Source organism: Roseovarius sp. MBR-6 (genome assembly GCF_040547525.1).
Taxonomy (GTDB): Bacteria; Pseudomonadota; Alphaproteobacteria; order Rhodobacterales; family Rhodobacteraceae; genus Roseovarius.
The window spans coordinates 111,096-126,176 of record NZ_JBEPPW010000003.1 but is presented as its reverse complement, the minus strand read 5'-3'; the positions used below and the strand labels follow the sequence as shown (position 1 = coordinate 126,176).

13 protein-coding genes are annotated in these 15,081 nt (G+C 64.9%); 12 read left to right on the top strand and 1 reads right to left on the bottom strand.

What is annotated here, in order from left to right:
* The first annotated feature begins 182 nt into the window (after nucleotides 1–182).
* From glpD to ABIE57_RS05095, 10 genes are all read left to right on the top strand, one after another.
* Nucleotides 183–1,772, top strand: a complete 1,590-nt coding sequence (gene glpD, locus ABIE57_RS05140) for a glycerol-3-phosphate dehydrogenase (protein WP_354537938.1) — start codon at nucleotides 183–185, stop codon at nucleotides 1,770–1,772.
* Nucleotides 1,769–2,857 carry an ABC transporter ATP-binding protein gene (locus tag ABIE57_RS05135; RefSeq protein WP_354537937.1) on the top strand — a complete coding sequence of 363 codons (1,089 nt, stop codon included), beginning with the start codon at nucleotides 1,769–1,771 and terminating at the stop codon, nucleotides 2,855–2,857. Before glpD ends, ABIE57_RS05135 begins: the two co-directional genes overlap by 4 nt.
* Before the next feature lie 9 nt (nucleotides 2,858–2,866).
* Nucleotides 2,867–3,955, top strand: a complete 1,089-nt coding sequence (locus ABIE57_RS05130; RefSeq protein ID WP_354537936.1) for an ABC transporter ATP-binding protein — start codon at nucleotides 2,867–2,869, stop codon at nucleotides 3,953–3,955.
* Nucleotides 3,956–4,157: 202 nt separating this feature from the next.
* On the top strand, nucleotides 4,158–5,030 hold the full coding sequence (locus tag ABIE57_RS05125) for a carbohydrate ABC transporter permease (RefSeq protein ID WP_354537935.1): 873 nt from the start codon (nucleotides 4,158–4,160) through the stop codon (nucleotides 5,028–5,030).
* Nucleotides 5,030–5,836, top strand: a complete 807-nt coding sequence (locus tag ABIE57_RS05120) for a carbohydrate ABC transporter permease (protein ID WP_354537934.1) — start codon at nucleotides 5,030–5,032, stop codon at nucleotides 5,834–5,836. Before ABIE57_RS05125 ends, ABIE57_RS05120 begins: the two co-directional genes overlap by 1 nt.
* Before the next feature lie 165 nt (nucleotides 5,837–6,001).
* Entirely contained in the window at nucleotides 6,002–6,298 is a 297-nt protein-coding gene (locus ABIE57_RS05115) for a GIY-YIG nuclease family protein (RefSeq protein ID WP_354537933.1), read from the top strand.
* A gap of 167 nt (nucleotides 6,299–6,465) precedes the next feature.
* Complete coding sequence (locus ABIE57_RS05110; RefSeq protein ID WP_354538187.1) at nucleotides 6,466–6,738, top strand: DUF2160 domain-containing protein; 273 nt, start codon at nucleotides 6,466–6,468, stop codon at nucleotides 6,736–6,738.
* A gap of 43 nt (nucleotides 6,739–6,781) precedes the next feature.
* Nucleotides 6,782–8,500, top strand: coding sequence for an ABC transporter substrate-binding protein (locus ABIE57_RS05105; RefSeq protein ID WP_354537932.1), 1,719 nt, complete (start codon nucleotides 6,782–6,784; stop codon nucleotides 8,498–8,500).
* A 216-nt stretch (nucleotides 8,501–8,716) separates the two neighbouring features.
* A complete protein-coding gene (gene glpK / locus ABIE57_RS05100; protein ID WP_354537931.1) occupies nucleotides 8,717–10,204 on the top strand; it encodes a glycerol kinase GlpK in 1,488 nt (495 codons plus the stop codon).
* A 61-nt stretch (nucleotides 10,205–10,265) separates the two neighbouring features.
* Nucleotides 10,266–11,363 (top strand): glycosyltransferase, encoded by a 1,098-nt coding sequence (locus ABIE57_RS05095; RefSeq protein ID WP_354537930.1) that lies wholly within the window; start codon nucleotides 10,266–10,268, stop codon nucleotides 11,361–11,363.
* Between the two features lie 52 nt (nucleotides 11,364–11,415).
* Here ABIE57_RS05095 and ABIE57_RS05090 read toward each other — a convergent pair whose 3' ends face one another.
* Complete coding sequence (locus tag ABIE57_RS05090) at nucleotides 11,416–12,462, bottom strand: DMT family transporter (protein ID WP_354537929.1); 1,047 nt, start codon at nucleotides 12,460–12,462, stop codon at nucleotides 11,416–11,418.
* A gap of 255 nt (nucleotides 12,463–12,717) precedes the next feature.
* Here ABIE57_RS05090 and ABIE57_RS05085 point away from each other — a divergent pair, with 255 nt between their 5' ends.
* On the top strand, nucleotides 12,718–13,596 hold the full coding sequence (locus tag ABIE57_RS05085; RefSeq protein ID WP_354537928.1) for a hypothetical protein: 879 nt from the start codon (nucleotides 12,718–12,720) through the stop codon (nucleotides 13,594–13,596).
* A 423-nt stretch (nucleotides 13,597–14,019) separates the two neighbouring features.
* Nucleotides 14,020–14,826, top strand: coding sequence for a PDZ domain-containing protein (locus ABIE57_RS05080; protein ID WP_354537927.1), 807 nt, complete (start codon nucleotides 14,020–14,022; stop codon nucleotides 14,824–14,826).
* Nucleotides 14,827–15,081 lie beyond the last annotated feature (255 nt).

The window sequence follows — 15,081 nt, the reverse complement described above, 5'->3', positions numbered from 1 at the left end:
GACGTGACATTGCCTTTCCGATGCTTGCCGAGCGGGGTGCCGGAGGGCATCAGCATGTTGCGAAAGCCTATTCATCTGTGATTTTCATGCGGAAAGGAAATAAAACGAACTTTCGTTCTTGACTGTAATGTCTGAAAGGTGCTTCGTTTGCTTTCAAAGCAGCCGGGAAGAAGGATCGAACCTTGGAGCGTGTCGAGAGCGATACCCTTGATCTCTTCGTGATCGGCGGCGGCATCAACGGATGCGGTATCGCGCGCGACGCGGCGGGGCGGGGCCTGTCGGTGATGCTCGCCGAAAGGAACGATCTGGCGTCGGCCACCTCATCGGCCTCGACCAAGCTTTTTCATGGCGGGTTGCGTTACCTCGAATATTTCGAATTCCGCCTCGTGCGTGAGGCGTTGGTGGAGCGCGAAGTGCTCTTGCGCGCCATGCCGCATATCTCCTGGCCGATGCGCTTCGTGCTGCCCTATCACCGCGACATGCGCTTCGAGGCGGAGACGCCCACATCGCGCCTGCTGTCGATGGTCATGCCCTGGATGCGCGGGCGCAGGCCCGCCTGGCTGATCCGGCTGGGGCTTTGGCTTTATGACAGCATGGGCGGGCGCAAGATCCTGCCCGCGACGCGCACGCTCGATCTGAAGGGCGGCCCCGAGGGCGCGCCGCTCAAGGACAAGTTCGCGCGCGCGTTCGAGTATTCCGATTGCTGGATCGAGGACAGCCGTCTTGTCGTGCTCAACGCGCGCGATGCCGAGGCGCGGGGTGCGACGGTTCGCACCCGCACCCGTGTGATCGCCGCCGAGCGCGCAGGCGATGTCTGGCGGATCACGCTGGAGGCGGGTGGCGCGCGCGAGGTGGTGCAGGCGCGCGCGTTGGTGAACGCGGCGGGTCCCTGGGTGCGCGATGTGATCGGTGGGGTGCTGCGGCTCAATTCCACCGAAGGCGTGCGGCTGGTGCGCGGCAGCCACATCGTCACCCGCAAGCTTTATGACCATGACAAATGCTATTTCTTTCAGGGCTCTGACGGGCGCATCATTTTCGCCATTCCCTATGAGGGCGAGTTTACCCTCATTGGCACCACCGATGCCGAGCATGAGAATGCCGAGACGCGCCCGGACTGCACCCCCGAGGAGGCGGCCTATCTGTGCCGCTTCGCCAGCGAGTATTTCAAGCGTCCCGTCACCGAGGCCGATATCGTCTGGACCTATTCCGGCGTGCGCCCGCTCTATGATGACGGGGCGAAATCGGCGACGGCGGCGACGCGGGACTACGTGCTGTCGCTTGACGAGACGGCAGGCGCGCCGCTGCTCAATGTATTCGGCGGCAAGATCACGACCTACCGGCGGCTGGCCGAGGCGGCGCTGGCGCGGCTTGCGCCGCATTTTCCGCGGGCGGGCGGGGACTGGACGGCCGGGGTGGCGCTGCCGGGGGGGGATTTCGCCGTTGACGGGTTCGGGGCGCTGGTGGACAGTCTGGCACAGGCCTATCCGTTCCTGTCGGCGGATCATGCGCGGCGGCTGGTGCGGGCCTATGGGACGGAGGCGGCGGAGATTCTGGGGGCGGCGAAGGTGCCCGCCGATCTGGGCCACGACTTCGGCGCCACGCTGACCGAGGCGGAGGTGCGCTGGCAGATGCGCCACGAATACGCGCGCGAGGCGGCGGATGTGGTCTGGCGGCGCACGCGGCTGGGGCTGAAGATGACCAAGGCCCAGATTGCTGCGCTTGACGACTGGATGCTGGCGGACGCGGGACAAACAGGGAGGGCGCGGGCGTGACGCTGACGCTTCAAGGGGTTTCCAAGGTCGTGAACGGGCAGGTGCATGTCCACCCGACCGACCTCACGCTGGCGCCCGGCACGATGAACGTGCTTCTGGGGCCGACGCTCTCGGGCAAGACCTCGCTCATGCGGCTGATGGCGGGGCTGGATGTGCCCGCCTCGGGGCGTATCCTGTGGCAGGGCAAGGATGTCACGGGCATGCGCGTGCAGGATCGCGCGGTGGCGATGGTCTATCAGCAATTCATCAACTACCCCTCGATGACGGTCTACGAGAACATCGCGTCGCCGCTGCGCCTGCAAGGCAAGTCGAAGGCCGAGATCGACGTGGGCGTGAGGCAGACCGCCGAGATGCTGAAGCTCACGCCCATGCTGGAGCGCAAGCCGCTGGAATTGTCGGGCGGGCAGCAGCAGCGGTGTGCGCTGGCGCGGGCGCTGGTGAAGGGGGCGGGGCTGGTGCTGCTCGATGAGCCTCTGGCCAATCTCGATTACAAGCTGCGTGAGGAATTGCGGCTGGAGATTCCGCGCATCTTCGAGGAATCGGGCGCGATCTTTGTCTATGCCACGACCGAGCCGGAGGAGGCGCTTTTGCTGGGCGGCAACACGGCGACGCTCTGGGAGGGGCGGATCACGCAGTTCGGGCCGACGCCCGAGGTCTATCGCCAACCGCGCGACGCCACCACCGCGCGCGTGTTCAGCGATCCGCCGATGAATTTCCTCTCGGTGACCAAGCTGGGCGACCGGATCGGCTTTGGCGACGGGCAGGAGGTGGCGGCACTCGGCACGCTGGCGGGGCTGGCCGATGGCGATTATCTGGCCGGGTTCCGCCCCAACCATCTGGCGATCGACCGCCCCGAGGGCCACGCGATGGAATTCGAGGCGCGGCTCAATGTGACCGAGATCACCGGCTCGGAGACCTTCGTGCATCTCGACCATCACGGCCAACGCTGGGTGGGCCTTATCCACGGGGTGCGCGATCTGGAACTGGGGGCAATGCTGCGGGTCTGGCTCGATCCGGCGCATGTTTACGTGTTCGGGCCGGATGGCGCGCTGGTGGCACCGGCTGCCTATGCGCAGGCGGCCTGAGGGGGGACGATGGCAAAGATCACGCTTGATAATCTGGCGCATAGCTACCTGCCCAAGCCCGCGACCGACGAGGATTGGGCGCTCAAGCAGCTTGACCATGTCTGGGGTGACGGCGAGGCCTATGCCCTTCTGGGTGCGTCGGGCTGCGGCAAGTCCACGCTTCTCAATATCATTTCCGGCCTCTTGCGGCCCTCGCGCGGGCGCATCCTCTTTGGCGATCAGGATGTGACCGATCAGCCCACGGCGGCGCGCAATATCGCGCAGGTGTTCCAGTTTCCGGTGGTCTACGACACCATGACGGTGCGTGAGAACCTCGCCTTTCCGCTGCGAAATCGCGGGGCCGAGCCGGGCTATATCGCCGCGCGGGTGCAGGCGATTGCCGCGATGATCGGCATGGAGGCCGAGCTTGACCACAAGGCGCGGGGGCTGACGGCGGACGCGAAGCAGAAGATCAGTCTTGGCCGGGGCATGGTGCGCGAGGATGTGAACGCGCTTCTCTTCGATGAGCCGCTGACGGTGATCGACCCGCATATGAAATGGGAGTTGCGCACGCAGTTGAAGGCGCTGCACCACGAGTTCGGCCACACGATGATCTATGTGACGCATGACCAGACCGAGGCGCTGACATTCGCCGACAAGGTGGTGGTGATGCACGAGGGCCGCGTGGTGCAGGTGGGCACGCCAGAGGAGCTGTTCGAGCGGCCCGCGCATACCTTCGTGGGCTATTTCATCGGCTCTCCGGGCATGAACCTTCTGCCCGCGCAGGTCGAGGGAACGCGCGCGCGGGTGGCGGGGCACGCGGTGGCGCTCGGCGGGGATTATGGACGGCCCGAAGGCCGGGTGGAAATCGGCGTGCGCCCCGAATTCGTTTCGCTTGGCGGCGAGGGGCTGCCGGTCCGCGTGAGGCGGATCGAGGATGTGGGCCGACACCGCATCGCGCGGCTCGATTTCGACGGGCTGCCGATCAACGCCATCCTGCCCGAAGGGGCCGCCCTGCCCGCCCATGGCCTGCGCGCGCGCCTCGCCCCGGAGGCCGTCAATGTCTATGTCGATGACTGGCGCATCGCGCCTGAACAGGTCCTGGAGGCGGCATCATGATGGCACGGGTTTCGGACGTCATCCTCGGGCTTGACCCGAGGATCACTTCGGGCGGAGATCCTCGGGTCAAGCCCGAGGATGACGGAATTAATCGTGATGTCATCATCCGGCTTGACCGGATGATCTCTTGGCGGAGGGATCCTCGGGTCAGGCCCGAGGATGACGGATACCGTTGTCAAAGGAATAAGGGAAAGGCCGCCTGATGGAAAAGACCACCAATCAGAAGGCGTGGTTCCTTGTGCTGCCGGTGCTGGTTCTGGTGGCGTTTTCCGCCGTGATCCCGCTCATGACCGTGGTCAACTATTCGGTGCAGGACACGTTCGGCAATAACCAGTTCTTCTGGGCGGGGCTGGAATGGTTCGAGGAAATGCTCGCCTCGGAACGGATGTGGGCGGCACTGCAACGGCAGGTGATCTTTTCGGCCATCATCCTTGCCATCGAGGTGCCGCTTGGCGTGCTCATCGCGCTCAACATGCCCAAGCGCGGCGTCTGGGTTTCGGTCTGTCTCGTGCTCATGTCGCTGCCGCTGCTGATTCCGTGGAACGTGGTGGGCACCATCTGGCAGATCTTTGGCCGCGTCGATATCGGCCTTCTGGGGCATACCCTGGCCGCTTTGGGCATCGACTACAACTATACGCAGAACACGTTTGACGCCTGGGTGACGGTGATCGTCATGGATGTCTGGCACTGGACCTCGCTGGTGGCGCTGCTGGCCTATGCCGGCCTCAAATCCATCCCCGACGCGTATTATCAGGCCGCGCGCATAGATCAGGCGAGCCGCTGGGCGGTGTTCCGCTTTATCGAACTGCCCAAGATGATGGGCGTGCTGATGATCGCTATTCTCCTGCGCTTCATGGATAGTTTCATGATCTATACCGAGCCTTTCGTCGTCACCGGCGGCGGGCCCGGCAATGCCACCACGTTCCTCTCCATCGACCTTGTGAAGATGGCGCTGGGGCAGTTCGACCTTGGCCCGGCGGCGGCCTTCTCGATCATGTATTTTCTGGTGATCCTGCTGGTCAGCTGGGTGTTCTACACGGTGATGACCAATCTCGACAAGCGGGAGGGCAAGTGATGGCACATCGTCCCCGCATCAACTGGGTGATGACCCTTTACCTTTTGTTCCTCATGCTGCCGATCTACTGGCTGCTGAACATGAGCCTCAAGACCAATACCGAGATCCTCAATACCTTCACCCTCTGGCCCGAGACCCTCACGCTTGACAATTACCGCACCATTCTGGGCGATCCGGCCTGGTATATGGGCTATGTCAACTCGATCATCTACGTGACGATGAACACGGTGCTGTCGGTGGCCGTCGCGCTGCCTGCGGCCTATGCGTTCAGCCGCTACAATTTCATGGGCGACAAGCACCTGTTCTTCTGGCTGCTGACCAACCGCATGGCCCCTCCGGCCGTTTTCGCGCTGCCGTTCTTTCAGCTTTATTCCTCGGTGGGGTTGTTTGACACCCATATCGCGGTGGCGCTGGCGCATACGCTTTTCAACGTGCCGCTGGCGGTGTGGATTCTGGAGGGGTTCATGCGCGGGGTGCCCAAGGAAATCGACGAGACCGCCTATATCGACGGCTATTCCTTCGGGCATTTCTTCGTCAAGATTTTCACGCCGCTGATCGCGAGCGGAATCGGCGTGGCGGCGTTCTTCTGCTTCATGTTTTCATGGGTCGAACTGTTGCTGTCGCGCACCCTGACCACCGTCGACGCCAAGCCGATTGCCGCGATCATGACCCGCACCCAAGGGGCGGCGGGCATCGACTGGGGGGTGCTCGCGGCGGCGGGGGTGCTGACGATCCTGCCGGGGGCCTTGGTGATCTGGTTCGTGCGCAATTATATTGCCAAGGGTTTCGCGTTGGGGAGGGTGTGATGGAACGGGTTGTTAACCAATTCAATGTCATCCTCGGGCTCGACCCGAGGATCTCCGGCCGTCGAGATCGTCCGGTCAGGCCGGACGATGACGGTGCCCCCCGTGGCGATGTCATCCTCGGGCTTGCCCCGAGGATCTCTTGCCAAACGCGCTTTGACCCATGCCATGACACGAACACCAGCCGTCTATATCGTCACCAACAAGCCGCGCGGCACGCTCTATATCGGCATGACAGGCCATCTTGTGCACCGCATCTGGCAGCATCGCACCCACGCGTTGCCGGGATTTACCGACCGATACAATCTTACGCGCCTTGTTTGGTTCGAGCCGCATTGCGAGCCATGCGAGGCGATACGCCGGGAAAAGGCGCTCAAGCGCTGGTATCGCGACTGGAAGATCGCGCTTGTGGAGACGGGCAATCCCGGCTGGCGGGACTTGTGGGAGGATATAGGCGGCGCGTAGATATGGTTTGTGCGATTGCACGAGATCCTCGGGTCAAGCCCGAGGATGACGTGGAAACCACTTGGCCGTCATCCTCGGGCTTGACCCGAGGATCTCTGACCAAAGAGACCGTCCGGTCAAGCCGGACGATGACGGTTTGCACAAGAGGGAGGGCCTGACTGATGGACCTGTCATGGATGGCATGGACATGGCCCACGGCGATCTTCTTCATGGTGATCGCGGCCCTGCTCATCACCTTCACGGTGCTGGCGATAAAATTCCCCGAGACCCCGCGCATGGGCGTGCTACGCATCGAGACGACGCGGGGGGATCGGCTCTTCATCACGCTTCTGGGTTCGGCCTTCATCAACCTGGCCTGGCTCGGGCTTGTCGGCGCAAATCAACCCTATGCGCTGATCGTCTGCCTTCTCTATGCTGCGGCGGTGTTCCGCTGGGTGTGAGGGGCCAATACCACCGGACTATGAGTTCATAAGGGAGGACAACATGAACTTGAGATTGACAACCACCACGGCGATGGTCTCGCTCGGCCTGATGGCCGCGCCCGCCTTCGCCGATATGGAGGCCGCCCGCGCCTTCCTCGACAACGAGATCGCGGGGCTGTCGGTGCTGAGCCGCGCCGAGCAGGAAGCGGAGATGCAATTCTTCGTCGATGCGGCCCAGCCGTTCCAGGGCATGGAGATCAAGGTCGTCTCCGAGACCATCGCCACCCATGAATACGAATCCCAGGTGCTTGCCCCTGCCTTTACGGCGATCACCGGCATCAAGGTCACCCATGACCTGATCGGCGAGGGGGACGTGGTCGAGAAACTGCAAACGCAGATGCAGTCGGGCGAAAACATCTATGACGGCTATGTCAACGACTCTGACCTCATCGGCACCCACTGGCGCTATCAGCAGGTGCGCAACCTGACCGACTGGATCGCCGGGGAAGGCGCGGACGTGACCAGCCCGACGCTCGATCTGGACGATTTCATCGGCCTGTCGTTCACCACCGGGCCGGATGGCAAGGTCTACCAGATGCCGACCCAGCAATTCGCCAACCTCTACTGGTTCCGCTACGACTGGTTCAACGACGACAAGAACAAGGCGGATTTCAAGGCTACATACGGCTATGACCTTGGCGTGCCGGTCAACTGGTCGGCCTATGAGGATATCGCCGAATTCTTCACCGGGCGCGATCTGTCGCATCTGGGCGTCGAGGGTGCCGTCTTTGGCAACATGGATTACGGCAAGAAGGACCCGAGCCTTGGCTGGCGCTACACCGACGCGTGGATGTCGATGGCAGGGATGGGAGACGTGGGCGAGCCCAACGGGTTGCCGGTCGATGAATGGGGCATCCGCGTCAACGAGAACTCGCAGCCCGTAGGCTCCTGCGTGGCGCGGGGCGGGGCAACCAACGCGCCTGCCGCCGTCTATGCCGTCACCAAGGCGATCGAGTGGCTTCAGAAATACTCGCCTCCCGCTGCTGCCGGCATGACCTTCTCCGAGGCGGGGCCGATCCCGGCGCAGGGCAATATCGCCCAGCAGATGTTCTGGTATACGGCCTTTACCGCAGCGACCGTGCAGCCTGACCTGCCGGTGATGAACGAGGACGGCACGCCCAAATGGCGCATGGCCCCCTCGCCGCACGGTGTCTACTGGAAAGAGGGCCAGAAGATCGGCTATCAGGATGCGGGCTCCTGGACGCTGATGAAATCCACCCCGGTGGACCGCGCAAAGGCCGCGTGGCTTTATGCGCAGTTCGTGACCTCCAAGACGGTCGATCTCAAGAAATCGGATGTGGGCCTGACCTTCATCCGTGAATCGACCATCAACTCGGATCACTTCACCGACCGCGCGCCGCGGCTTGGCGGGCTGATCGAGTTCTACCGCTCGCCCGCGCGGGTGGCCTGGTCGCCGACGGGGACCAACGTGCCGGATTACCCGAAGCTGGCGCAGCTCTGGTGGCAGAATATCGGTGACGCCATGTCGGGGGCCAAGACCCCGCAAGAGGCGCTCGATGCGCTCTGCGCCGATCAGGAGCGGGTGCTGGAGCGGCTGGAGCGCGCGGGCGTTCAGGGCGATATCGGCCCGAAGATGAACGAGGTGCGGGATGCCGAATACTGGTTCAGCCAGCCGGGTGCGCCCTATGCCAAGCTCGACAACGAGGACGAGGCTCCGGTCACCGTCTCCTATGACGAGCTGATCAAGTCCTGGCAGTAACGAGAGGTTCCGGGGCGCGCGCGTCCTGCGCGCCCCGGTGACAGGTGCCTGCGTCATCATCCGGCTTGACCGGATGGTCTATTGGTCGGGAGATCCTCGGGTCAAGCCCGAGGATGACGGCGACGAGAGATACTCGGGTCACGCCCGAGGATGACGGCGACATCGGAAACCCTCGGGGCACGCCCGGGAATGACGTGTGAATAAGACGGACCCCCCATGACCCATATCCTCGCCATCGACCAGGGCACCACGTCGAGCCGCGCGATCCTCTTTGACGCCGCCATGCGGCCTGTCACGTCCGCGCAGGAGGAATTCCCGCAGCATTACCCCGATAGCGGCTGGGTCGAGCATGAGGCCGATGACCTCTGGTCCACCACCGCCGCCACCTGTCGCGCGGCCATCGAGAAGGCCGGGATCACCGGCGCGGACGTGGCCGCCATCGGCATCACCAACCAGCGCGAGACCACGGTGGTCTGGGACCGTCACACCGGCCGCGCCATTCATCGCGCGATCGTCTGGCAGGACCGGCGCACGGCCGATTTCTGCAAATCCCTGCGTGACGCGGGCCACGAAGCGATGGTGAACGCCCGCACCGGCCTGTTGCTCGATCCCTATTTCTCGGGCACGAAACTGCGCTGGATCCTCGATCATGTGGACGGCGCGCGCGAACGGGCGCGCGCGGGCGATCTGCTCTTCGGCACGGTGGACAGTTTCCTCATCTGGAAGCTGACCGGCGGGCGCGTTCACGCCACCGACGCCACCAATGCCGCGCGCACGCTGCTTTATGACATCCGCAAGGGGCGCTGGAGCGCGACGATCTGCGACCTGCTGGATATCCCCACGCAGATGCTGCCGGAGGTGCGCGACAGCGCCGCCGAATTCGGGGTGACCCGCGCCGATCTCTTTGGCCGCGAAATCCCCATTCTCGGCGTTGCAGGCGATCAGCAGGCGGCGACCGTGGGGCAGGCGTGTTTTCAGCCCGGCATGCTCAAATCCACCTATGGCACGGGCTGTTTCGCGCTTCTGAATACCGGCACGGTGCCGGTCACCTCGCAAAACCGGCTGCTGACCACCATCGCCTATCAGCTTGACGGCCAGCCCACCTATGCGCTCGAGGGCTCGATCTTTGTCGCGGGGGCGGTGGTGCAGTGGCTGCGCGACGGGCTCAAGATCATCCGCGAGGCGCGCGAGACGCAGCCGCTGGCGGATGCCGCCGACCCGCATCAGGAGGTGGTGCTGGTGCCCGCCTTTACCGGGCTTGGCGCGCCCTATTGGCGGCCCGATTGCCGGGGCGCGATCTTTGGCCTCACGCGGGGCACGGGGCCTGCGGAACTGGCGCGCGCGGCGCTGGAAAGCGTGGGCTTCCAGACCCGCGACCTGCTCGAGGCAATGCGCGCCGATTGGGCGGGGCAGGGGGCCGATGCGGTGCTACGGGTAGACGGCGGCATGAGCGCGAGCGACTGGACCATGCAGTTTCTCGCCGACATTCTCGATGCGCCGGTGGATCGTCCGCAAGTGCTCGAGACCACGGCGCTTGGCGCGGCCTGGCTGGCGGGGATGCGCGCGGGGATCTATCCGGGGCAGGCGGAGTTCGCCAAGGGCTGGGCACTTGAGCGGCAATTCCTGCCCCGGATGCCCGCCGAGACCCGCGCGCGCAAATGCGCGGCCTGGTCGCGCGCGATCACGGCAACGCTATCGGTGTGACTGCGCCCGTTGTGGCGGCTGGCGCTTCGGCTTAGGGTCGGACCCAACCCGAGGAGCCGCCATGCAAGAGCCGATCAGCGTGATCATTCCCGCCCGAAACGAGGCCGCGACCATCACGCAAGTCGTTGCCACCATGCGCGCCATGGCCCATGTCTCCGAGGTGGTGGTGATCGACAATGCCTCGGACGATGGCACGGCAGAGGCAGCGCGCGGCGCGGGTGCTGTCGTGGTGCAGGAGGCACGGCGCGGCATGGGGCACGCGGTGAGGCGCGGCGTGGCGGCGGCGCGGCATGACTGGGTGATGAAGGTCGATGCCGATCTGGGCCGGTTCGACACGGCGCTTTTTGCCCGCATGATCGAGGCGCGCGCGCCCGGCGTGGGGCTGGTCAAGGGGGCGTGGAACGATCCGCAAGACACCATGCCGATGACCCGGCTTCTGGTGGCCCCCGCGCTGCGGCTGATGTTTCCGGGGCTGGGGGGGCTGTGCGCGCCCAATACCGGGATTTATCTCTTTGACCGGTCGCTGATCGCGCACCCGCACCTGACCGGCGATTATGCCGTCGATCTCGACGTGATGTTGCGGGTTCACGCGGCAGGTGCCGAGGTGGCCGAGGTCGATATCGGGCGGATCGAGCACGATGCGCGCGACGTGACGCATTACAATGCCATGGCCGAGGAAATCCTCGCCTTCTTTCTCTCGCGGCAGCCGCTGGCGCTGTTGGAGGAGCTTGTGGTTTTGGCCGGGACCGAGTCCGAGGCGGTCCGCCATGCCGGTGCCCTGATCGCGGCGCGGCTCATCTCGGGCGCGCGGGTGAGCGTCTATCTGGCGACGGGCGGGGATACGCTCGATGCTGTTTTCGCGGGCTTTCCGACCTATCGCCGTGGAACTCTGGCCGAGGCACCGGATCACGCGCCCCATGCCAATGCCGCGCGGCTGCGCGTGATCGTGTCGCCCGGCAACTCGCATTGCGGCGTCGCCACCTCTATGCCGGTCGAGGTCTGGGAAATGCCCGGCGCGGCGGATTTCGAGGCGGATACCGGGGTTGATACCGGCGCAGGGGGCACCCTCAAGCGGGAAGCGCTGGAGCGGTTGGGACTAACCGGCGCGCATCCCCCGCGCGAGGTGTTCCGCGTTTTGTGCTGCGGCAAGACCGGGTGAACCGTGGCCGGGAGATCATTCGGTCAGGCCGGAGGATGACGGGCCCCGCCCCTCACGCGCCCTTGAAATTCACCTCGCCCTCATGTTCGAGCGCGCGCTCGACGGCCTGACGCCTGGTCACGCAATCCTCGCGTATCCGGCGCGAGCGGAGGCGCCCATACTGGCCGATGCCGATGGCCAGAAGGATGATCGCGCCGCCCGGCAGCAGGCCCTGCCCCGGATCCTCGCCCAGAAGCACCATGGCGATGAGGATGCCCGCCACCGGGGAAAACGAGGTGGCCAGCGACACATCGCCAGAGCGCGCGTGCTTGAGCGCCAGCGCCCAGGCGAATTGCCCGCCCAGCACGACGATGACCGCATAGATCCACACCCATTCCCAGACCAGCGGGTGAAACACGTCCTGAAAATGGTCCTGGCCGAACAGGTAGATGGCAAGGAAGAAGTAGAAGATCGTACCGAGCACCGTGCGATAGATTGCGTAAATCCCGAGCGGGATGCCGCGCAGCCCGGTGCGCGCGACCAGTGTCGAGGCGATATAGGAGAGCGTGGCCAGAAAAGCGCCGATCTCGCCCTTGCCGATCTCGATCCCGCCACCGCCATTCATCCACAGCATCACCACCGCCCCGCTGAGCGCGATGAGACCGGCAACAAAGGCCCATGGCTCGAACTCCTCGCGCAGAAACAGCCAGGTGGCGAGCAGGAAAAGAGGCGGCTCTATCCGGCCCACGAGAACCACATTCGTCACCGTGGTCTTTTCCAGCGCGTAGAAGAAGAGGCCGGGCGTCAGCGCCGAGGACAGGAAGGCCGAGAGCGTGAGAATCATCCAGTGCTTGCGCCTGAGCTTGCGCAGGTTCTCGAGCGTCCAGTCGCGCCAGAACATGAAGCTCATGGGCACGATGGACAGAAGCGAGCCGACGAAGAGCAGGTTGCAATAGGTGATGACATTGCGCCCCATGACGCGGTTCTGCATCCCGATCTCGGCCAGCAGCGAGACGATGGAATTACCGGCGGCAAAGATCACCACCGCAAGCCAAGCAAGCCCCGCGCCCATCATCACGCGCGACGTGTCGGGCAGGGTGTGTGCGCTGACTTGGGCCATGGCGGCGGATCCTCGCGGCTTGGGAATATGTCAGCCGAGTATGCGGCCCACACACCTTGCGTGCAAATGACGTTGCCGCACGGGTCTTCACATTCCGTAAATCGGCGCGCAACAATGTTTCACGGCGGGGCCGCATCTGTGCCCGAGCATCACGCGCGCGTGCGCTGCGTGACAGAAAATCCCCTCGCTGCTTGTATTTGCCCGGTCTGGCGCGCAGCTTGGCCCAAGCCCATTCCGTCATGAGGACGCCGCACCATGCCAGACGAGCCGCAAGCCGAAGCCTTTGTCACGATCTTCGACGACACCTATGACCAGCCCGATTGCCGCGCCTATTTCCGCATGATGGAGGCGCTCGGCTATCGCAATCAGCATCATGCGGTGACAGCGTTCAGGGCGGGGCTGGTGGCGCTTGCCCGTGCGCGGGGCCTGAGCACGCCGCGCCTGCTCGATTTCGCGTCGAGCTACGGCATCGTGACGCTGCTGATGCGCCACGACGTCACGCTGGCGCAGGTGCTGGCCCGCTACCGCGCGCCCGCTTTCGACGGCGCTCTGCCCGACGAGGTCATCGCGCGGGATCGGACCTGGCTGGCAGAATTGCCCCGCCATGCGCCGCCCCTGCATGTGACCGGGCTCGACATCATGCCCAATGCGGTGGCTTACGGGCGCGCGGTCGGGCTCTTTGACGAAGGCTATGCCGAGGATCTGGAGGCGGGCGCGCCCTCTCCCGGCCTTGCGGCCGCGCTCGGGCAGGTGGACATGATCGTGGAATGCGGCTCGGTGGCGCAGCTCATGCCGCGCGCGCTCGACCGGGTGCTGGGCGCTTGCGGGCCGCGCAAGCCCTGGGTCATGACCTCTCCCATTCGCGGCAACGAGCGCGCGGCGGCGGCCGAGGTGCTGGCGCGGCACGGGCTGGTGCAGGAGGTGCTCCCCGTCGCGCCCTTTGTCCATCGCCGTTTCGAGGGGCCCGAGGAGCAGGCCCGCGCCATCCTGAACGCCCGCGCGGCGGGGCATGAAACCGACGGCGTCGAGACCACCGGACATTTTCACGCGCAGGTGCTGCTCGCCCGCCCCGAGGGCGAGGGCGGCGATCCGCGCGACTGGGAGATGCCCCTGAGCGTGGCACCGCTGCCGTGAGGCGGGGGGGGGCCGCGGTTCTGCTCTTGCGCGGAGGCGGGGCCATGTCGGAAAGCAAGATGGATATCGAGCGCGCGGTCCGGGCGGGCGTAACGGATGCGCGCGCGTCACCCCGGCCTATCGCAGCAAAACGACGCGCGTGGCCCCGAACGGGATCTTTGGGCCATCCCTCGATGCCGTCCGCGCCCGCCTGGCCGAGGCGCGCCTGCCGGAGCGCATCCTTGAGCCCGCCACCGTGCGCCGGATTCGCGCTGAGGGGCGCTTGCCGCCGCCGGGCCATCGCCGAGCGGGGTGATCGAGTGCTTGCGGGGCGGTGCGGCGTCACGATAGGATGTGCCCGTTCCTTCAGGCTGTTTCGCATGATCCGGGTTTTTACATTCGCGATGTCATACACCGCCCTCCCGGGCGCGCAGGAGCGGCCCCATGCGCGCTAGCAGCCTCGTGATCCTGCTGGCTGCGGGGGGGCTGGGCTATGGCGGCTGGCATCTCGGGCAGACGCTTTTTGCCGCGCGGGCCGCGCCGCCCCCCCCGGTCGAAATCGGTGCCGAGCTTGAGGAGGTGGCGCGCGCCGCCCTGCCCGAGACTGCGCCGGACTGGCCACCGCTCTTTGACGCCTATGTGCCCGATCCACCGCAAGCTGCGGCTCCCAAGCGCACGCCGGTCACATATCGCCTTGTCGGGTTGGTCGCGGGCGGGGCGGATGGCTGGGCGATCCTCGCGGGCAGCGGCGGAGACCGGATCGTGCGGGCGGGCGACCGTCTGGCACCGGGCGAGGAGGTGCTGGCCATCGAGGGGGACGGCGTGCGCCTGTCGCGCGACGGCGAGGTGATCCTCATTGGCTTTGACAAGACCGCGCAGAGCCTTCTGGCGGGGGTGCTCAGCAATGACGACGGCGCGCCGTTGAGTGCGGATGTGCCGTTCAGCCTCTTTGCCGGGCGCGACATGCGCCGGGTGCTGGGACGCGCGGGCAGCGTGCGGATGGTGGCCCCCAATGGCGGCCAGGGAGAGCTGGTGCCCGAAATCCTCTGGGTGCGCGAGGGGCAGGTCTATGACCTCGTCGGGCTGCGTCGCGGCGACAAGATCCTGGAGGTAAACGGCCATGCCGTGCTCGATGCCGAGATGCTGGCGCGCGCGCAGGACATGCTGGCCGAGGCCGAGGAGCTGACAATCCAGATCCTGCGCGCCGGTCAGCGGCGAACGATCACGGTGCGGATCACCGGTCGCGGCTGAGTGACCATGTCACTTGACATGCGCCAATGGCGGATGACCTGAAACATAACGTGTCAAACCGCGTGATCAGTGAGTTTCCTACAATCTTCCAAATTAAAAAATCACTTTCATAATAGGTATTTTGTGCGGTAACGCCGCCGTGATTGGTCTGAAAAAAGATGATCACATGCGATCACGAAAAAGTTACCGTTGAAAGGTGCGACAATATGTGGTGCATTATTGGCGTAAGGCGGGTTGTTCGAGTGTTCTTTCGCC

Coding starts and splice junctions, on each gene's coding strand:
- ABIE57_RS05130 (WP_354537936.1), top strand. CDS start 2,867: ATGGCAAAGATCACGCTTGATAATCTGGCGCATAGCTACCTGCCCAAG.
- ABIE57_RS05125 (WP_354537935.1), top strand. CDS start 4,158: ATGGAAAAGACCACCAATCAGAAGGCGTGGTTCCTTGTGCTGCCGGTG.
- ABIE57_RS05120 (WP_354537934.1), top strand. CDS start 5,030: ATGGCACATCGTCCCCGCATCAACTGGGTGATGACCCTTTACCTTTTG.
- ABIE57_RS05115 (WP_354537933.1), top strand. CDS start 6,002: ATGACACGAACACCAGCCGTCTATATCGTCACCAACAAGCCGCGCGGC.
- ABIE57_RS05105 (WP_354537932.1), top strand. CDS start 6,782: ATGAACTTGAGATTGACAACCACCACGGCGATGGTCTCGCTCGGCCTG.
- glpK (WP_354537931.1), top strand. CDS start 8,717: ATGACCCATATCCTCGCCATCGACCAGGGCACCACGTCGAGCCGCGCG.
- ABIE57_RS05095 (WP_354537930.1), top strand. CDS start 10,266: ATGCAAGAGCCGATCAGCGTGATCATTCCCGCCCGAAACGAGGCCGCG.
- ABIE57_RS05090 (WP_354537929.1), bottom strand. CDS start 12,462: ATGGCCCAAGTCAGCGCACACACCCTGCCCGACACGTCGCGCGTGATG.
- ABIE57_RS05085 (WP_354537928.1), top strand. CDS start 12,718: ATGCCAGACGAGCCGCAAGCCGAAGCCTTTGTCACGATCTTCGACGAC.
- ABIE57_RS05080 (WP_354537927.1), top strand. CDS start 14,020: ATGCGCGCTAGCAGCCTCGTGATCCTGCTGGCTGCGGGGGGGCTGGGC.